The sequence below is a fragment of the Bacillus sp. N447-1 genome (genome assembly GCF_022701035.1).
GTDB lineage: Bacteria > Bacillota > Bacilli > Bacillales > Bacillaceae_G > Bacillus_A > Bacillus_A cereus.
In genome coordinates, this window is the sequence record NZ_CP065509.1 from 1,022,402 (window position 1) to 1,041,639 (window position 19,238).

Consider the following 19,238-nt stretch of genomic DNA (forward strand, 5'->3'; position numbering starts at 1 on the left):
CCCCCTTTATTTAAGAAATTGTCATACAAGAGCCTGGACCACCTGCGAATGCTAAACCACAGCTTCCTTGTTCACTATATAAATCTGCAACTTGTTCTCTGTGAGATGTCGGGATAACAAAACGATCTTTATATTTTGCGATAGCAAGAAGACGATACATATCTTCTACATCCTGTTTCGTTAAGCCAAGTTCTTTTAATACAGCTTCATTTGGTTCTTTATTAATTTGCATTGCTCTCATATGCGTTCGCATAACAGCCATTTTTTTCAATGTAAGACGAATATGTGATTCATCTCCTGCAGTGAGTAAATTCGCTAAATATTGAATTGGAATACGCATATTATCAATAGCAGGGAAAATCTCTTCTGCTTGCCAGTTACTACCTTTTCCCTCCACCATATTCATAATTGGGCTAAGCGGCGGGATATACCAAACCATTGGCATTGTACGATACTCTGGGTGAAGAGGTAGAGCAATTTTCCAATCGATAATCATTTTATAGATTGGTGACTGTTGTGCCGCTTTAATCCATTCTTCAGGAATGCCTTGTTTTTTCGCTTCAGCTGCCACTTCTGGATCATTTGGATCTAGGAAAACAGTAAGCTGAGATTCATATAAATCTTTTTCGTCTTCAACAGACGCTGCTTCTTTTACTTTATCAGCGTCATATAGCATTACCCCAATATATCTGATACGTCCTACACATGTTTCTGAACAAATTGTTGGCATACCAGCCTCAATACGTGGGAAACACATTGTACATTTTTCAGCTTTATTCGTTTGCCAGTTAAAATACACTTTTTTATATGGACAAGATGATACGCAGAATCTCCAAGCACGACATGCATTTTGATCCACAAGTACAATCCCGTCTTCTTCACGTTTATACATTGCACCAGATGGACAAGATGATACGCACGATGGATTCATACAATGTTCGCATATGCGTGGTAAATACATCATAAAGACGTTTTCAAAATCTGTTTTAATTTCTTCTTCCATTTTCTTTACGTTCGGATCTTGTAATCCTGTTATATGTCCGCCTGCTAAATCGTCCTCCCAGTTTGGACCCCATTCAATTTTGTCGATAAATTCGCCTGTAATTGCTGATTTCGGACGAGCAACTGGTTGATGTTTACGCTGTGGGCTATTTGTTAATGTTTCATAATCATAATTCCAAGGTTCAAAGTAATCATCAATTGTTGGTTGATCTGGATTGTGGAAAATGTTCATAAGACGTTTCATTTTCGAACCAGATTTCAGCTGAATTTCACCATTTTTCAATTCCCAGCCGCCTTTATATTTATCCTGATCTTCCCATTGTTTCGGGTAACCAATTCCAGGTTTTGTTTCTACGTTATTGAAGTACATATATTCAGCACCTGGACGATTTGTCCAGGTGTTTTTGCACGTTACGCTACAAGTATGGCAGCCGATGCATTTATCTAGGTTCATTACCATTCCGACTTGTGCTTTAATCTTCAAGCCAATCTACCTCCTTCAGTTTGCGAATTACAACGTTTAAATCGCGCTGGTTCCCAGTCGGACCATAATAGTTAAATCCATAACTTAATTGACCGTATCCACCAATCATATGTGTCGGTTTTACGTGAATTCGAGTTGGACTATTATGTGTTCCCCCGCGGTTACTTGTTAATTTCGTACCAGGTACGTTAATGTGACGATCTTGCGCATGGTGCATAAATGCCATTCCTCTCGGTATACGATGCGTTACAACAGCACGCGCTACAACAACACCGTTACGATTAAAGCACTCAATCCAATCATTATCTGCAACACCCGCTTCAGCAGCGTCCTCTTTATTCATCCAAACAGTTGGACCACCTCTAAATAGCGTTAACATCGGTAATGAATCGAAGTACATACTATGAATCGACCACTTATTATGCGGTGTTAAATAGTTTAGTGTAATCTCTTTCCCTTCTACTTCGGGCCGTGATTTACGGAACGGTTTATGTTGCAGAATTGGTTTAAATGTTGCCATCGTTTCACCAAATTCTTTCATCATGTCATGGTCTAAGTAGAAAGATTGTCGACCAGTTATCGTTCTCCAAGGGATAAGACGTTCCACATTTGTTGTAAATGGTGAGTAACGGCGTCCACCTTTTTCAGAACCTGTAAAGGCTGGAGAAGTAATTACTGTTTTTGGCTGTGCTGTAATTTGTTCAAATGTGAAGCATTCTTCTTCACGTTCTTCTGCTAAATCACGTAGTTTTAAATCCGTTTGTTTTTCAAGTGCTTCCCATGCTTTTACAGCCATATGACCATTTGTTGTAGAAGAAAGTGTTAATACTGCCTCAGCAGCATTTATTGCTTCTTTAATGTCTGGGCAACCTTTCGCAATAGTATCCGTTCGAACAACTCCTAATTTGCTCTTTAATTGCTCATACTCTTTTTCTGCTGACCAAGAGATCCCTTTCGTACCAATCGGTTGTTTTCCGGCATTTGGTCCAAGTGCTGTCATTTTGTCATAAATCGTTTTATAATCCCTTTCAACAACATGAATTTGTGGCATCGTTTTACCCGGGATTGGTTCACATTCACCTTTACTCCAATCTTTAATCTTGCCAAGTGGTTGCGCTAATTCTTGCGGTGTATCATGAAGAAGTGGTGTTGCAACAACTTCTTTCATTGGTTCAAGATCTATTTTCTTTGCTAAATCTGACACAGCTTTAGAAAGTGAAGTGAAAATATTCCAGTCAGAGCGTGCTTCCCACGGTGAACCGATTGCTGGATTAAAAGGATGCACAAATGGATGCATATCTGTACTACTTAAATCATGTTTTTCGTACCAAGTTGAAGCTGGTAATACGATATCAGAATACAGTGCTGTTCCAGCCATACGGAAATCTAAATTAATGAGTAAATCAAGCTTCCCTTCTGGCGCTTCTTCATGCCACTTAATTTCTTCTGGTCGTAATGAATCACTGTCGTCATTCATTAACCCGTTTGTTGTACCTAATAAATGTTTTAAGAAATATTCATGTCCTTTACCGGAACTTGAAATTAAGTTCGCACGCCATACGAATAAGTTGCGCGGGAAGTTGTTTTTGTTATCTGGATCTTCAATCGCAAATTTCAGTTCTTTTTCTTTTAATTTTTGTGCAACATATTTTCCGATTTCTTCTTGCGTTGTTGCACCAGCAGCAACAGCCTCCTTATATAATTCAATTCCATTTCTCTCAAATGTCGGATAAGAAGGTAACCAGCCAAGTCGTGCAGCTAATACGTTGTAATCACCATGATGTTGATAACGAGAGTTTCCTTCCACTGGTGATGCTAAATGTCCAACAGGTGTATCTTCATAACGCCATTGATCTGTTACGAAATAGAAGAAGGATGTACCATTTTGTAATTTCGGTGGCCCTTGCCAATCTTTTGCCATCGCGATTGTTTGCCACCCTTCCGCTGGTCGTAATTTTTCTTGACCAACGTAATGCGCCCAACCACCGCCGTTTACTCCTTGTGCTCCGACGAGAAGTACAAGATTTAAAACTGCGCGATAAATCGTATCTGAGTTAAACCAATGGTTAATACCAGCTCCGACAATAATCATTGAGCGACCGTTCGTATCCACAGCATTTTGTGCGAACTCACGAGCGATTTGAATGATTAGCTCTCGTTTCACTCCTGTTATTTTCTCTTGCCATGCAGGTGTAAATGGTACATCATCATTGAAGTCTTTCTGTTCTTGTCCGCCGAGCCCTCGGTTCACACCGTAATTTGCTAACGTTAAGTCGTATACAGTTGTAACGAACACTTCGCCTTCTTCTGTCATAACCTTTTTCACTGGAATTGTACATTCTAATACTTTGTTTCCATCATCAGAGAAGTACGGAATTTGTACAGTTCCAATCGATTCTTCCATTCCAAGTAAAGAAAGACGTGGATCAATCTTTTCACCTGTTTCTTCATCTTCTAAACGCAAGTTCCATTTCTTTTCGTTATCCCAACGTGAGCCCATTGTGCCATGAGGTGTTGCAAAATCATTCGTGTTCTCGTTCCAAAGAACAGGTTTCCATTCTCCTAACTTCGTTTCGCGTCCAATATCAGCAGCGTTTAAGAAACGATCAGCAACGAATTGATCTCCTTTTTGTTTCAATGTGACAAAGAAAGGAAAATCAGTATATTGCTTCGCATACTTTGTGAAATATTCCACTTGATTATCTACGTAAAACTCTTGTAAAATCACATGCCCCATTGCCATCGCAAGTGCACCATCTGTACCTTGTTTCACACTAATCCAATCATCCGCAAACTTTGTAGATTCAGCGAAGTCAGGACTGACAGAAACGACTTTCGTTCCTTTATATCGAACCTCTGCTAAAAAGTGAGCATCTGGTGTTCTCGTCATCGGTACATTTGAACCCCATGTCATAATGTAACCAGAGTTATACCAGTCACTACTTTCTGGTACATCTGTTTGATCACCCCAAATTTGCGGAGAAGCTGGTGGTAAATCTGCGTACCAATCATAGAAACTAAGCATTGGTCCACCCATAAGTTGCATAAAGCGACTACCAGCTGCATGACTTAACATCGACATAGCTGGAATTGGTGAAAAGCCAACATTTCGATCTGGCCCGTATTTAATTACTGTATAAAGTAGAGAAGCTGAAACGAGTTGTAATACTTCATCCCAATTCGCACGAATAAATCCACCTTTACCACGCGCCTGCTTATACTTACATGCTTTTTCAGGGTTTTCCACAATACTTTTCCAAGCATCTAGTGGTGACTCGTTATTTTTTAGTTCCTCTTGCCACATACTCCATAGAACACCACGTACATACGGATATTTCACACGAAGTGGACTATAGATATACCAAGAAAAACTTGCTCCACGTGGACATCCTCGTGGTTCAAAATCTGGCATATCAGGACCTGTCGTTGGATAATTAAGCTCCTGCCCTTCCCAAGTTACAATTCCATCTTTCACATATATATTCCAACTGCATGAACCAGTACAGTTCACACCGTGTGTAGAGCGGATTACTTTATCATGTTGCCATCTCTTTCTGTACACATTTTCCCATTCGCGATCTTCATATGTTTCTTTTGTATGATTATCGTTATATCGATCTATTGGTGAAAAATATTTTAAACGTCTCATTAGTGCTGAAGGTTTTTTCTTCATACTGTTCACTCCTTTAATACGTCTCTCTTACATACCCTTACTATAAGAGAAGTTGTAAAATGCAGATGTGACATTTCGCACAGTTCAAGAGATTGTCAAAAATTCAGTAGAAAATAAGTTTGTGAGAAAACCTTTTGTTCCGTTGTAAAGGTTATGGTTAATCGTAATTATTAGGAGAATAGTATTTTGAGGTATCGACTATTTTGCAAAAGAAAAAGAGTTTTGATATTATTTCAAAACTGCCATAAGGAAAAGAGTATAAATTGTATGTAAAAATATTTTTCCCAATGTTATTATTTTATATCGAGTCTTATTTTACATAAAACTACAAATCATTATTTACTGTATTGCCCTTAGTTACGGAAACAATTATACTAGATGTAATTGAAATAAATAATCTGAATATTCTCAGAATTTAAGTTAGACCTTTACTATCTACATATAGAATTAGAAATATGTCCACTAAATTGATTAGAAAACGATAATAACATTAGGAGGATTACGATGCCCCAGCTTGATTCATTACATCCCACTGTAGAAAAAATAATCAATAATATTGAAAAAATAATGGTCGGAAAACGAAAAGAAACAATCTTAGCTTTGACAGCTCTCTTAGCTGAAGGTCATGTGCTATTAGAAGATGTTCCTGGTGTCGGGAAAACAATGCTAGTACGTGCTCTTTCTAAATCCATTGATGCTGATTATAAGCGAATTCAATTTACACCTGATTTATTGCCGTCAGATGTAACAGGAGTTTCTATTTATAATCCGAAAGAGCTCCAATTTGAGTTCAAGCCTGGACCAATTATGGGGAATTTTGTACTTGCTGATGAAATTAATCGTACATCTCCAAAGACACAATCTGCTTTACTTGAATGTATGGAAGAAGGCAATATTACAATAGATGGCATTACAAGACCTTTACCAAAACCGTTCTTTGTCATGGCTACACAAAATCCGGTCGAATATGAAGGAACATATTCTCTACCAGAAGCTCAGCTCGATCGTTTCTTATTGAAACTAAAAATGGGATATCCTACACCAGAGGAAGAATTTGAAATTTTAAACCGGATGGAAAAAACAAATCCACTCTCTCAATTACAAACCATTACTACAATACAAGAATTACTTTATTTACAACAAAGCGTACGGGTAGTAAGTATGGACAAAGCAATTAAGCATTACATTGTAAAGCTTGTTAATCAGACTCGTACGTACAGTTCTATACAGTTAGGTGCAAGTCCACGTGGCTCGATTGCTTTAATGAAAGCTTCACAAGCTTATGCATTTATCCATGGCAGGAATTATGTTATTCCAGACGATGTTAAATTTTTAGCTCCTTACGTTTTAGCACATAGACTCATTCTAAAAATGGAAGCAAAATTTGAAGGAATAACTGGCGAACAAGTTATCGCAAAAATCGTTGCACGAACTACCGTGCCTACTCAAAGGACGATGAACCCTTGATGAAACGAATGCTGCGAGCGCTATATCACGTTATGAAGTTATTGCTACTCCCTTTATGCCTAGTCTTAACATTTATGTACGCTATGTTTCAAGGCGGGTTTGTCAGTTGGTTTTTGTTTTACAGCATAATTCCCATTGCTCTTTATTCGCTACTACTCCCCTTCTACGCTTTACGGGACGCTGAAGTAAAACGAATAACAAACCAAAATGGATATGTAGTAGGAGAACAATTTGTAAGCACGATTACAATAAAAAGAAAACTTCCTTTCCCCTTACTTTATTTAGTTATAGAAGATGAACTGCCACCACAATTTATAAGTTGTAAACAAACAAAGATGAATAAGGTAGTACTCTTCCCAGGATTGAAACGAAATATTTCGTTTCAATATGTTATTGACACAATCCCTAGAGGCGAGCACACTTTTTCAAGCGTTCGTGTCAAAACTGGCGATTTATTCGGTATGATAGAGAAAGAAGTAACTTTTTCAGTTCCAGATACATTTTTAGTCTATCCCCAGTATGTAGATATAGCATATCGACAATTGGAAAATCATTTCGAACAAGGAGCGCTTTCAGCAAATATAAATTCAGCAAAAGACTCTACAATCTCTGTCGGTGTCAGAGACTATAAACCTGGTGATCGCTTTTCATGGATTGATTGGAAAGCAACTGCACGAACAAACAATATTATGACAAAAGAGTTTGAACAGCAGCGCAGCCATAATGTCATGATATTCATAGACAGAACCGAGTCTCCTCTATTCGAATCAGTCGTCACATTTACTGCCTCTATCGTAAGGGCTGTCTTGAAACAAAATTCACCAGCATCATTCGTGTCTATCGGAAAAGAACAAACTATCTTCCCTTTAGACAATGGAGATACGCAGTTACAACAAATCCTTTGTCATTTAGCAAAAGTGCAAGCAGACAGTGTATTCCCGCTCTCCCAGAGTGTAGACATGGAACTAAGAAAAATTTATGAGCCCGTCACGGTTATACTCGTGACCAGTAATCTTTCTCCCGATATTCAAAAGGCGGCTGATTGTGCTGCTATAAAAAATAGAAAATGTATGGTTTTTGTCGTGAAAGAAAAAGCGAATCAACTTTCACACCGAGAAATCAGTATAATAGAAACTCTAAAAAAACGACAAATATTTGTAAACACGGTTTATGAAAACCGGTATACAAACGTGTTTTTTGAGGTGAGCAAATGATAACATTACAAACAAAATACAAGTGGGATACGAACAGATTCTTTATGCATGCATGTGTATTTCTTCTTTTACTAGAATGGCTAAGACCTCTTATAGGCATTACAAATGTAGGTAGATTAGATATTTTCGTAACATTTATAGGAATTTGCTTCGCTCTCTCTTTTTTTCAGACGAGGTGGCAGATTCCAATAAAAATTGTCACAGTCCTATTTATCATTCATTCCCTATATTATAAAAATGCTTTTATAAATCCATCTTGGCTAACAACATTCTTTTCTGATATGTCTCGAAATTCCTCCCTATTTTTCCAAGGGAATTTACTAGATATTTCTCCAGTTTTTCCGACGGTTTTATTTTTTCTCTCATTTTGGTTTTTGAGTTCTTTCACTTCATTTTGGATTATTCATAAAAAACGTGGGTTTCTATTTCTTGTATTGACTATTATTTATATCGCAACTTTTCATAACTTACATTTATACAATGCAAACTACGCTATTATTCGAACTGTTGTCATCGGATTTTTTATGCTTAGTCTTCTTCAAGTAGAACGAATAAAAGAGCGTGAACACTTACAAAATTATGCTAGGGAAATCTCAAAATTACTTAGACCACTTACAATATTTATTGTATTATTAGTAACCATCGCATACTTTGCTCCAAAATTTGGTCCTCAATGGCCAAACCCAATGGATTTTTTAAAATTCAACACATCTGAAGCAAGTAAAGAACAAAAAGTTTCTACAATTGGGTATGGTTTAGATGACTCGCGATTAGGTGGTCCTTTTAAGGCGGATCCTACAATTGTTTTCACAGCACGAACGCAAAACAAACACTATTGGAGAGTAGAAACAAAAGATTTCTATACAGGAAAAGGCTGGGGAATTTCTGAAAATCCGAAAAAGATTTCTTTTAAAAATAAAAACGACGTCGTAAGCTGGTACGAACAAAATACAAAAACGGAAACGACTGAGGCAACAATTACCATGCAAAAAAGTTACCCTCACCTTACCTATCCAGCAGGATTAGTATCAGTTGAGGCTTCTTCTGATGTATCATACAGTGTTGACCCGTTTTCAGAAAAAATTTATACAATGAATGAAGACTCTTCTACTACTTTACATTCGTATAAAGTAACATATGAGATCCCTGAGTTTTCCATAGAAAACTTGAAAGCTGTAAAAACAAATGAAGGTCAAGAAACAAACCCTTATTTTATGACAAAGTACACACAACTTCCCGAGTCATTACCACAGCGCGTAAAAGACTTGGCTGTCAATCTTACAAATGATAAAGACAACCGATATGATAAAGTATTAGCTATTGAAAATTACTTCACAGACAACTCTTTTACATACGAATCAACGAATGTCTTATTCCCTGCCAAAAGCCAAGATTATGTAGATCAATTCCTTTTCGATACAAAAAGCGGCTACTGTAATAATTTTTCGACGTCTATGATTGTACTACTTCGTTCTGCCGGGATTCCTGCTCGCTGGGTAAAAGGCTATACAGAAGGAACTCTTGACAATACACTTGCCTCTGCAGAAGGTGCGGATGTTTATACAATCACGAACGATAACGCACACTCTTGGGTCGAAGTATATTTCCCAGGATACGGATGGATTCCATTCGAACCAACAAAAGGATTTACCAATCCCTATAATTTTATAAATAATACGCCTGCTCCTATTTCACAAAATAGCGAAGCAAATAATTCTAATAACGAGCAAATACAACAACGAAATAATGAAGCAAAACTTAAAAGTTTAATAGAAAATACAGAAGAAGCTTCTACTAAAAAGGTCACAAATTCTAAAACTAGTTTTTCTTGGTGGTACGTATTCCTCTCTACGATACTAATTAGTATTATAGGATACATTCTCTTCACCACTAGAATGAACTGGATGACATTTCTTATTATTCATTTCTATAAATACCGAAAAAATGATGCTGTTTATCAAAAAGCTTACGGTGCACTTTTAAAACAATTTGCGAGAATTGGCATACCACGGAGTGAAAGTCAAACATTCCGAGAATACGCTCTCCATATCGATACACTTTACAACTCGGCCGATATGCAACAACTTACTGCCAGTTATGAGAACGCTATGTATAAACAGGAGCAGGCTGCAGAAGAATGGAAGAAATCTGTACACTTATGGGAAGTGCTTATGAAAAAAGCAGCTTCTCTACCTAAATCAGATGGCTTTGATACAGTTATTTAATCTTGAAAATGTGAGTTTAAAGAAAACGTCTCAAAGAACTACATTGTTCTTTGAGACGTTTTTTAATAAAGTGAAACTCCTAATTATTCTCCAAGCACCTTCTCAATCTCAACCTCTAAATCTACCGGCTTCGTCTGCGGAGCAAAACGCCCTACTACTTTCCCGTCTTTTCCGATTAAAAACTTTGTAAAATTCCATTTCACTGCTTTCATACCAAGTAAACCTGGTGCTTGTTCTGTCATGTATGTATATAGAGGGTGAGCCTTATCACCTTTCACATCAACCTTTGCAAACATCGGGAAGTTTACACCGTAGTTTAATTCACAAAAACTAGTAATGTCCGCTTCTGTACCTGGTTCTTGTCCCCCGAATTGGTTACAAGGAAATCCGAGTATTTCGAGTCCTTGGTCTTTATATTTATCATATACCTCTTGTAATCCTTTATATTGTGGTGTGAAACCACATTTGCTAGCTACATTGACAATAAGAAGTGCTTTTCCTTTGTAATCTTTTAACGATTTTTCTTCACCTGTAATTGTTTTAGCTGAAAAATCATAAACTGTCATTGTCTTTGCCCCTCTCTTCACTATCATTCTATGTTTATACTATACTACATTCGTGAATATACAGCTCTTATTACGTACTTATAAGTTGTAATGATAGCGCTTTATTTCTGTTCGAAAATTCGACACAAACTACTAGACTTTTATGATGGAAAGTTTTACAATTGAATTGTGAACAAAATGTGACAGTTTATATTCCATTATAAAAGAAAAGGATGGTGTTCATTATGAAAACTGCACAACATGAAACGATTTCAAATCGCGAGTTTTATTTCGTACTATATATGATGTTATTGTATGTTACTGGCTGGGTAATCGATGTAAATGGTTTATTCTTAAGCTCCTACTTTAATTTAGCAGGAGAGATTATGCTTCCATTAGTAGGCGGGATTGTTGGACTGTTCATTATGTCTGTTAATAAACAACAAACGAAATAATAATATTACAAAAAGGCAGAAGACGAGCTTCGTTTTCTGCCTTTTTTCTATTTTAGCGTATAATAAAAACATGCAGTATATAAGGAGTGGTAACTATGAAAAAAGTAGAGCAATTATCTTCTCACCTATATCTTATTGATGATTTCGATTTACAGCATAATGAACGAACAGGTACGTACGTTTTATTAGGTGACGATATTACTTTAATTGAAACTTGTGCAGCCCCTTCTCTTCCGTATATTTTAGACGGCTTACAACAATTACATATTGATTTAAACGATGTTAAAAACATTATCGTTACACATGTGCATTTAGATCACGCTGGCGCAGCTGGTTTAATGATGGAAAAGTGCCCAAATGCTACGTTATATGTGCATTCTCGTGGTGCTCGTCATATGATTGATCCAACAAAACTTATTTTAGGTGCAAAAGCTGTCTACAAAGAAGATTTCGATAAACTCTTTGACCCAATTCTTCCAATTGAAGAAGAACGTGTTCATATTGTACAACATGGTGATATGTTAAAAATTGCAAAAGACCGCACCCTTACATTTTATGATACACCAGGACATGCGAAGCACCATATTAGCATTCACGATTCATTAACAAACGGGATTTTTACTGGTGATACAATTGGAATTTATTATAGAGAACTCGCAGACGTTGATGTAGAGTTATATCTACCATCAACGTCCCCTTCACAATTCCAACCAGATGCGATGATTGCTTCTAAAAATCACATTCAAAGCATGAATGTAGATACTATTTATTTCGGTCATTACGGCGCATCCTCTCATGTTACAGAAGTATACAATCAATTGGAACATTGGCTACCTATTTTCGTTCAGACTGGTAAGGAAGTCTTTGACAAGTATAATGATTTCGATGAAGCGACTAAAGCTTTACAAACTTTGTTAATGGATAAAATCTCTTCTCATCTTACAAAGTTAAACGTTCCATCAGATCATTCCGTTTATAATATTTTACATTTAGATATAGAAATTAGCGCAATGGGCATTATTGATTATTTCACGAAGCAAGAAAAAGCAAACTCCACTATTAACTAACAGTAAAAGAAGAGATATACAACAGTAGTTATTGTATATCTCTTCTTTTTTGAATATATTTTGAGTAAAGGATGGTGGAATATAATGCAAAAATTGATGCTATACCTCTGCTTCACATTATTTATCGTCTTATTATTATTTGTAGGAGTAAAAATTCAATTTTATTTAGATACAGATGCACAAGTGAACTTTAACGTTTATCCAAGATTATTCTACTTTACACTCTTCCCTCTTATAGTTGGCATTTTATTACGATTCCTTCAATCTATTAATCGCGAAACGAGTAAACAAAACTGGAGCTTTCAACCGGATAAATTTATTGCTATTACAGTGCCTACACTATTCATTTCCTTTTCCCCAGCACTACTCTTTTCACCACTTGCCGAATACCTACCTTATTTAGTTAATATTATTCTAATAAATACAACTTTTGTTACGATTATTAGTTTAATAGCTGGTTATTCCCTTTTAGATTGTTTTATACAAAAGGACAATGCAACGATGAAAAAATATAATTGAATGCTCTATTTAATCGTGCAAGTCAAGGATTGTACTGCCTTGGCTTGTTTTTAGAATACTTATATTCCTGTATAATACAGTTATCGAATAAATTTCGGAGGAATGATACAATGTTTTTTCAATTTTTTCTACTAGCAGTCATTATGTCTTTTATTAGTGGTAGACTCATTGGTACAAAACTAAATCTTTTCAAACAAGCAAGTGCAGCCACTGTAGGTGTTTCACTTACGTCTGCTCTGTATTGGTTTTTATATTTACGTTATCAAGATGAATCGGTTGTCGGTGTTGATAGATATTTTTGGCTAGGAAGCTCATTAATTGTATCGATGCTTTGTTACCTAGTTTTTGAATTATTTGATCCTATTAGACGTGGCGAAATGGATGACGTAGTAACGGAAAGCCGAAATCCTATTTCAAAATTCTTCGCTAAGATTGGTAGACAAAAAAGATATATGCGCGTCTCTTCTATTGCAATAAAACACGGAATGGGAAAATATTTAGCTTTAAAGCGCTCACCAGAAGCAGATCGTAAGCTCGCCACTTCACTTCGAAATACACTAGAAGAATGCGGTGGTGTATTTATTAAATTCGGACAAGTTTTATCAACTCGCTCTGATTTATTACCACCTGTTTTTATTCACGAGTTATCAAACCTTCAGGAAAATGTAACACGTTTATCACAAAAACAAGTTGAAGAAATATTGAAAAAGGAACTACATACACCAAAAGATGAAATCTTCAGCTCCTTTGAAATGGAACCGTTAGCTGCCGCCTCTATTGGCCAAGTACATAAAGCAAAGTTGAAAGAAAACGACCAGGATGTCGTCGTTAAACTACTACGTCCTAATATTTCTGAGACAATTAAACGTGACTTAGATATTTTAATTCACTTTTCTTTATGGATTTCCAACAAATCAACTTGGGCTAAAAATATCGGCTTTCTTGATTTAGCACATGGCTTCTCTATCGCAATGAAAGAAGAAATTGATTTCAAAATTGAGGCTCGTAACTTCGAACAAGTGTCTGATTCACTAAAAAATAGTGAAACGAAAGTAAAAATACCGAAAGTATATAAAAAATACAGTAATTCAAAAATACTTGTGCTTGAATTTTTAGATGGAGTAAGTGTTAAAAGTGGGTCAGCATTATTAAATGAATTACAAATTGATACGAAAAAAGTACAACGGCAACTCTTTGATTGTATTTTAGAGCAAATTTTCTTTAAAGGTATTTTCCATGCAGACCCTCATCCAGGTAATGTGTATATTCTTCGTGATGGCACTCCTGCATTACTTGATTTCGGTTCTGTCGGAAGATTAGGAACCCTACAACAAGATGCATTCAAGCGGCTACTTATTGGCTTTGAGCGCAAAAATTCATATGTCTTGCTTGATGGACTGCTTCAATTAGTTGAAAAGAAACCAAATGTTGATAAAGAAGGATTAGAACAATCTATCAGCCAATTATTAATCCAAAGTACGTACGGCTCTACAAACGGTTCTGAAGAATTTATTCAAGGGTTGTTTCAAATAATCGCTGAGTTTGAATTAGCGTTTTATCCAATGGTTGCAGGGGCTTTCCGCTCTCTAATTACGCTAGAAGGAACGATGCTGCAACTAAATCCCGAATTCAATTTAATGGACGAAGCGAAACGCTTTGCGAAAGATCATGCAGCTAGTTTCATGCCAGTTAACAATTATTCTAGTTTAAAAGAAGCTGCAACAAACGAATTACTCGCTATGTTACCTGCCATGCGACGCATTCCTAGAAAACTAGATGATTTAAGTTCAAAACTAGAAAACGGAGAACTATCCGTTAAGGTTGGCTTTTTCTCTGACGAAACAAATGCATCGTTTATTACTACATTTATCTCACAATTCCTCATTGCGTTTATTGGAACTGCATTTGGTGGGATTTCGGTAGGCGTATTGCATTTAGCAAACAGTGCGACAGAGCCAAATGATCAATTTTTAAGTGTCGTTGGTTACGGTGGTTTATTTATAAGTGCGATATTACTTGTAAGAGTCGCTATTCATGCGGTAAGAAAATTTAAGTAATAATAAAATGAGTATACAATCACGTAGATTGTATACTCATTTTTTATTGTTTACATAATCAATATGTAATAGTTAAACGAAAGAAAGCTTTGAGCTTTTCTACTTATCGCACCTTTTCATCTACATACTCCATAAACTGCTCCGCTTTAATAAATCTTTCTTTGTACGCCTCAGGTACTTCTTCTATTTTTATTGCACCAGTTGATTTTGTCTTCACTCGTACTATTTCATGTGTCATTAAAGCTTCCATATAGCGATCAAACTCTTCTTGCGTTAATACTTCTTTACTAGATTTATGACCATTTAATTTATCAAAGTATGGTTGAAGGCCCATACTTACCTTTTTCATTTCTTCTCTTTTTGCTGGTGATAATCCATCATAATCTATATTACCATTCGAATCTCCGTACGCAAGCTTTGCATTTGTTAATTTTTTTAGTTCTTTTGTAAACTCCTCATATTCCTTCGTGTCCATTTCATCTTTCGCTTCTGATAACTTTGCATTAAAACGCATATACGCTTCTAACGTCATCGCTCCGGCGTGTTTTTTTAAATTCTCAAAAGATCCGTATATACCATCCGCCATAATAGATTGATATGTAAAACCGGTCGTAGGGATTAAAAATGCTGCTGCAAGCACTCCGGCGATAAGACGTTTCTTCACCTTATTTCCCCCGCGATTCATTTTGATTTGAACAATTACTTTTTCTTTTAACTCCGGCGGGGCAACAATCCCCTTCGCTTCTTCTCGTATAGATTCTCTAACTCTACAATCTAAACTCATTTCACATTCCCTACCTCTCCTAAAAAGATTTCTTCTACTTGCTCTTTTTGACGTAGTTTCTTTAATGCCGCATGAATTCTAGACTTCACTGTACCAATTGGAATATGTAATATTTTTGCTACTTCTTCTTGTGAATATTCGTGTAAGTATCTTAAGATAATAACTTGTTTCAATTTATACGGTAATTTATGAATGAGTTCGATTAGTTTTTGGTTTGATATTTTACTTACAACATCGTTAGAAAAATCAATTTGCACTGGCTTTCTTTGCTCTTCTGCTTTTTTTATAATTCGTAGTCGCATCCACCTCTTTCTTCTATAAGAATGAATTTGTTTAATCGCAAGCCCAATTAGCCAAGGGCGAAATGGCTTCTCGCTATCATATTTACGAAGCGATTCATATAGCTGTATGTATACTTCTTGAACGACATCATCTACATCCGTTTTATCTTCAATTAAAAAATGTGCTGTTTTATATACTTCTTGAATCGTTACATCATACAATTCGCTATACGCTTCTTTATTTCCTGATAAAGTTAATCGAATTAAATGTGCGTAATCTATTTCAGCCTTCATATTCCAGCCCTCCTTTGTCTTACACTATATATTGGCAAGTAATTCATATTTCGTTCGATTTTTCCGAAAAAATTTTTTATATAAATTAATATTATGATCCGATGAGTTCATAAGCTTCACTTATAACCACGCATAACTATTATATAATTTTCCAATTTCTGATAAAGATTTAAAATGATTTATATAGTCAAATTTAGGAGGATATATGATGAAAGCTATCGTTGTAACGTCGTTCGGTGGTCCTGAAGTGATGAAATATACAGATTTAGATATACCGGCTATTTCAGAAGATCAAGTTTTAATTCGCGTTGTTGCTACTAGTGTAAATTTCGCTGATATTAAATCACGTTATGGCAAAAAAGGAGATAAAGCACTACCTTTTATTCCAGGAATAGATGCAACTGGTATTGTAGAACGCGTCGGTTCTCATGTGAAAAATATTCAACCTGGACAGCGTGTCATTGCTTTTCCTCAAAATGGATCTTACGCAGAGTACGTTGTTTCAAATGAAAATCTCACTTTCGTTTTACCCCATGAAGTCGACTTTCAAACTGCAGCTGCTTGTCCGATCGTATCTTTCACAAGCTATAATTTACTCGTGAATGTTGCAAGGCTTCAACAAAATGAATCCGTGCTGATTCATGCAGCTGCTGGCGGAATTGGTACTACCGCGATTCAACTTGCAAAACGATTAGGGGCTGGAACAGTTATCGGTACTGTCGGAAGTGAAACGAAAAAAGAAATCGTTTTAGATGCTGGAGCTGATTATGTAATTTGTCATCAAACTGAAGATTTTGTAGAGAAAGTCAATGAGCTGACAAACGGAGAAGGAGTGAATATTATTTTGGACTCTATTTCTGGAACTGTTTCTGAAAGAAGTTTAAACTGCCTTGCTTATTACGGTCGCCTCGTTCATTTCGGTAATGCTAGCGGTGAAATTGGTAACTTTCAAACGAAAGATTTACATGCAAGTTGCCGCTCTATACTCGGTTTTAGCTTTGGAACCACACGAAAAAAGCGTCCTGAACTGCTCCAAGAAACTGCAAATGAAGTTTTCCGTTATTTGCGTGACGGACGTTTACAAATTAAGGCTACGAAATCTTTTCCACTTCAAGATGCAGGGAAAGCACATGAATGGGTCGAAAGTAGAAAAAGTACAGGGAAAGTAATACTAACTGTTCAGTCCTCTTCCTGAAATGAATACTGGAAACAGAGGTGGCATTCATGGGATCACGAATTATGCATGTTATTATCGCTAACGGTATTGCTGAGAAACTATCTATTCACGATAAGACTTCTTTCTTACTTGGAGCTGTAGCCCCTGATGCTGTTCATTCAAAAAAAGAAAAAGGAACCTCACATTTTTATGCCGGTACAACGAAGAACTATACGAGAAGAATAGATTATGATTCATTTTTTCATAAATATGAATCACATATAGATTCCCCATTTGTTTTAGGCTATTATACCCATCTCATTGCCGATGATAATTGGCTAAGTGGATTTTTTCTACCTTGGCTAAAAAATAGAATAGAGAATGACGAAACTATCGCACCCCTGTACTATAACGATTTTAAATTGTTAAATGCAAAGTTGCTTCATCATTACGATCAAGAACAACAGCTTTTCTCTCTTCTCAATCAAGAGGCTCACATTGTGGATATTGAAGAGGTTTCTAAAGAAAGCGTTTTAGCTTTTCGAAAGTATCTTTTTGAAGATATGTTGTATCCAAAGCAACATTTGCATGAAGACTTACAAGTATTTACGTTTGACCAAATCGTTGGCTATATTGAGACAGCGATTGAAAAAGGAGTATTTTTTATTAAACAACTCTCTAATGAAAAATCCACTTCAAAAATTTAATCCCCCTCAAATATATTTGAGGGGGATTTTCACATAGCAATATTATTATTGGTTCTTCTCCATAACCGCAAAATAATTCCCTTCGCTATCAGCAAAGTTAAACACTTTACCAGAAGGCATAGTTACCATTTCTCCAACAGTAATATTTTTGTTTGTTAAATCTGTATATAATTGATCAAGATTTTCTGAGAAGAACATTAAGGACGGTGTACCAAGATTCAATTCTGGGCTCATTTTAGAAATAACTTCTTTATTATGTAATATAATGCTCGTTTCTGCACCGTTAGTCGGAGCAATTTCAATCCATCTCATTCCTTGCTTGTTATCTTCCTCTGCTACTACATGAAACCCTACCTTTTCCGTCCAAAAATTTACTGCCTCATCTTGATTATTTACATATAACATAATTTGTCCTACTTTATGGATCATTACATTTCCCCCTAATGGTTTTTATATTCTATGTAGCTTTCTACAAATACTATCGTTATTCCTTTTGAGTTGGTATGTACTTCTTTGCAAAATTTATCGACTGACTCATCCCATCCAGTTCATCAAAATAATCATTTCTTTCAATCATGTTATATCCGTCGAATCCAATTTTATCTAATACTTTGAAGAATATATCGAAATCTACTTCACCATTCCCTGCTGCGACTTCAATATACTTACTTGAACTATCGCTTTTCACCTTTGTACAATCTTTAATATGAGTTTGTACTATATAATCTTTTAGTAGTAACAAACCTTCTCCCGGATTTTCATTTACATCACTTATTAAATTTGCTGGGTCAAAGTTAACAGCTAGTCCTTTCGAGTTTGCAGTTTCTAAAAATCGTTTTAATACTATTGCTTTTTCAGATCCCGTCTCAATGGCGAAGAATCCTCCAAATCTGAACGCTAAGTCCCCTATTTCATTACAAACACGTAGCATTTTATCATAGTAGGCACTTTTTTCATCATCTGGAACTTTTCCCATATGAGCTGTTATGATCTTTGCCCCAAGCCCCAAACCTCTGTCAGTAATATATTTAAACTGATCTATTGCACTCTCAGCTTCTATTCCCATAATTCCATTTTCTCCAAAACTAATTGCTAATGATGGAATCTTTATTCCATTAAAAGATAAGCTTTTCTTTAAAGCATTCCATTCTACCATTGAGATATTAGCTAAGTTAAAGTTTTTATTCATAGCATATAATTGAATATATTCTAAATCCCATTCCCTTGCTTTTTGTATTCCTTCGTTTACTTCAATATGTTTCGTATTTAAAAACATTCCTAATTTCCTATCCATATGTGTACCTTCTT

General features: G+C 35.9%; 16 protein-coding genes. 9 read left to right on the forward strand and 7 right to left on the reverse strand.

Translation table 11 applies throughout. The annotated features are described in order from the left end of the window. Window positions 1-10 precede the first annotated feature (10 nt). Both narH and IQ781_RS05055 read right to left on the reverse strand, forming a co-directional pair. Window positions 11-1,486, reverse strand: coding sequence for a nitrate reductase subunit beta (gene narH / locus IQ781_RS05050; RefSeq protein ID WP_065382201.1), 1,476 nt, complete (start codon window positions 1,484-1,486; stop codon window positions 11-13). Continuing rightward, a complete protein-coding gene (locus IQ781_RS05055; RefSeq protein ID WP_139846910.1) occupies window positions 1,476-5,159 on the reverse strand; it encodes a nitrate reductase subunit alpha in 3,684 nt (1,227 codons plus the stop codon). The genes narH and IQ781_RS05055 overlap by 11 nt, the downstream gene beginning before the upstream one ends. 504 nt (window positions 5,160-5,663) lie before the next feature. On the opposite strand from IQ781_RS05055, the gene IQ781_RS05060 reads away from it, so the two are divergent. The 3 genes from IQ781_RS05060 to IQ781_RS05070 are packed head-to-tail and all read left to right on the forward strand — an operon-like array spanning window position 5,664 to window position 10,065. Next, on the forward strand, window positions 5,664-6,626 hold the full coding sequence (locus IQ781_RS05060) for an AAA family ATPase (protein ID WP_001135810.1): 963 nt from the start codon (window positions 5,664-5,666) through the stop codon (window positions 6,624-6,626). After that, complete coding sequence (locus IQ781_RS05065) at window positions 6,626-7,840, forward strand: DUF58 domain-containing protein (RefSeq protein WP_000827536.1); 1,215 nt, start codon at window positions 6,626-6,628, stop codon at window positions 7,838-7,840. The genes IQ781_RS05060 and IQ781_RS05065 overlap by 1 nt, the downstream gene beginning before the upstream one ends. Continuing rightward, a complete protein-coding gene (locus IQ781_RS05070; RefSeq protein ID WP_065211622.1) occupies window positions 7,837-10,065 on the forward strand; it encodes a transglutaminase TgpA family protein in 2,229 nt (742 codons plus the stop codon). The genes IQ781_RS05065 and IQ781_RS05070 overlap by 4 nt, the downstream gene beginning before the upstream one ends. Before the next feature lie 83 nt (window positions 10,066-10,148). Here IQ781_RS05070 and bsaA read toward each other — a convergent pair whose 3' ends face one another. After that, the gene (gene bsaA / locus IQ781_RS05075) at window positions 10,149-10,631 is read right to left on the reverse strand and encodes a glutathione peroxidase (protein ID WP_000219440.1); all 483 of its coding nucleotides are present in this window, start codon (window positions 10,629-10,631) and stop codon (window positions 10,149-10,151) included. Between the two features lie 224 nt (window positions 10,632-10,855). On the opposite strand from bsaA, the gene IQ781_RS05080 reads away from it, so the two are divergent. From IQ781_RS05080 to IQ781_RS05095, 4 genes are all read left to right on the forward strand, one after another. Next, on the forward strand, window positions 10,856-11,065 hold the full coding sequence (locus tag IQ781_RS05080) for a DUF3925 domain-containing protein (protein WP_000844985.1): 210 nt from the start codon (window positions 10,856-10,858) through the stop codon (window positions 11,063-11,065). 95 nt (window positions 11,066-11,160) lie between these two features. After that, a complete protein-coding gene (locus tag IQ781_RS05085; RefSeq protein WP_000754964.1) occupies window positions 11,161-12,132 on the forward strand; it encodes an MBL fold metallo-hydrolase in 972 nt (323 codons plus the stop codon). 84 nt (window positions 12,133-12,216) lie between these two features. After that, the gene (locus IQ781_RS05090) at window positions 12,217-12,651 is read left to right on the forward strand and encodes a hypothetical protein (protein WP_001170914.1); all 435 of its coding nucleotides are present in this window, start codon (window positions 12,217-12,219) and stop codon (window positions 12,649-12,651) included. Between the two features lie 110 nt (window positions 12,652-12,761). Then, entirely contained in the window at window positions 12,762-14,708 is a 1,947-nt protein-coding gene (locus IQ781_RS05095) for an ABC1 kinase family protein (RefSeq protein ID WP_000466006.1), read from the forward strand. A gap of 103 nt (window positions 14,709-14,811) precedes the next feature. Here IQ781_RS05095 and IQ781_RS05100 read toward each other — a convergent pair whose 3' ends face one another. Together IQ781_RS05100 and IQ781_RS05105 are read right to left on the reverse strand one after the other, a co-directional pair. Next, the gene (locus IQ781_RS05100) at window positions 14,812-15,492 is read right to left on the reverse strand and encodes a DUF3600 domain-containing protein (protein ID WP_000050701.1); all 681 of its coding nucleotides are present in this window, start codon (window positions 15,490-15,492) and stop codon (window positions 14,812-14,814) included. Then, window positions 15,489-16,067, reverse strand: coding sequence for a sigma-70 family RNA polymerase sigma factor (locus tag IQ781_RS05105; protein ID WP_139846909.1), 579 nt, complete (start codon window positions 16,065-16,067; stop codon window positions 15,489-15,491). The genes IQ781_RS05100 and IQ781_RS05105 overlap by 4 nt, the downstream gene beginning before the upstream one ends. 208 nt (window positions 16,068-16,275) lie before the next feature. Here IQ781_RS05105 and IQ781_RS05110 point away from each other — a divergent pair, with 208 nt between their 5' ends. Both IQ781_RS05110 and IQ781_RS05115 read left to right on the forward strand, forming a co-directional pair. Continuing rightward, window positions 16,276-17,262, forward strand: coding sequence for a quinone oxidoreductase family protein (locus IQ781_RS05110; protein WP_000644629.1), 987 nt, complete (start codon window positions 16,276-16,278; stop codon window positions 17,260-17,262). A gap of 29 nt (window positions 17,263-17,291) precedes the next feature. Next, window positions 17,292-17,930, forward strand: a complete 639-nt coding sequence (locus tag IQ781_RS05115; protein WP_139846908.1) for a hydrolase — start codon at window positions 17,292-17,294, stop codon at window positions 17,928-17,930. A 45-nt stretch (window positions 17,931-17,975) separates the two neighbouring features. On the opposite strand, the gene IQ781_RS05120 is transcribed toward IQ781_RS05115, so the two are convergent. Both IQ781_RS05120 and IQ781_RS05125 read right to left on the reverse strand, forming a co-directional pair. Further along, a complete protein-coding gene (locus IQ781_RS05120; protein WP_072770259.1) occupies window positions 17,976-18,359 on the reverse strand; it encodes a VOC family protein in 384 nt (127 codons plus the stop codon). Window positions 18,360-18,414: 55 nt separating this feature from the next. Next, window positions 18,415-19,224 carry a sugar phosphate isomerase/epimerase family protein gene (locus IQ781_RS05125; protein WP_000375204.1) on the reverse strand — a complete coding sequence of 270 codons (810 nt, stop codon included), beginning with the start codon at window positions 19,222-19,224 and terminating at the stop codon, window positions 18,415-18,417. Window positions 19,225-19,238: the final 14 nt, after the last annotated feature.

Coding starts and splice junctions, on each gene's coding strand:
- IQ781_RS05055 (WP_139846910.1), bottom strand. CDS start 5,159: ATGAAGAAAAAACCTTCAGCACTAATGAGACGTTTAAAATATTTTTCA.
- IQ781_RS05060 (WP_001135810.1), top strand. CDS start 5,664: ATGCCCCAGCTTGATTCATTACATCCCACTGTAGAAAAAATAATCAAT.
- IQ781_RS05065 (WP_000827536.1), top strand. CDS start 6,626: ATGAAACGAATGCTGCGAGCGCTATATCACGTTATGAAGTTATTGCTA.
- IQ781_RS05070 (WP_065211622.1), top strand. CDS start 7,837: ATGATAACATTACAAACAAAATACAAGTGGGATACGAACAGATTCTTT.
- bsaA (WP_000219440.1), bottom strand. CDS start 10,631: ATGACAGTTTATGATTTTTCAGCTAAAACAATTACAGGTGAAGAAAAA.
- IQ781_RS05080 (WP_000844985.1), top strand. CDS start 10,856: ATGAAAACTGCACAACATGAAACGATTTCAAATCGCGAGTTTTATTTC.
- IQ781_RS05085 (WP_000754964.1), top strand. CDS start 11,161: ATGAAAAAAGTAGAGCAATTATCTTCTCACCTATATCTTATTGATGAT.
- IQ781_RS05090 (WP_001170914.1), top strand. CDS start 12,217: ATGCAAAAATTGATGCTATACCTCTGCTTCACATTATTTATCGTCTTA.
- IQ781_RS05095 (WP_000466006.1), top strand. CDS start 12,762: ATGTTTTTTCAATTTTTTCTACTAGCAGTCATTATGTCTTTTATTAGT.
- IQ781_RS05100 (WP_000050701.1), bottom strand. CDS start 15,492: ATGAGTTTAGATTGTAGAGTTAGAGAATCTATACGAGAAGAAGCGAAG.
- IQ781_RS05105 (WP_139846909.1), bottom strand. CDS start 16,067: ATGAAGGCTGAAATAGATTACGCACATTTAATTCGATTAACTTTATCA.
- IQ781_RS05110 (WP_000644629.1), top strand. CDS start 16,276: ATGAAAGCTATCGTTGTAACGTCGTTCGGTGGTCCTGAAGTGATGAAA.
- IQ781_RS05115 (WP_139846908.1), top strand. CDS start 17,292: ATGGGATCACGAATTATGCATGTTATTATCGCTAACGGTATTGCTGAG.
- IQ781_RS05120 (WP_072770259.1), bottom strand. CDS start 18,359: ATGATCCATAAAGTAGGACAAATTATGTTATATGTAAATAATCAAGAT.
- IQ781_RS05125 (WP_000375204.1), bottom strand. CDS start 19,224: ATGGATAGGAAATTAGGAATGTTTTTAAATACGAAACATATTGAAGTA.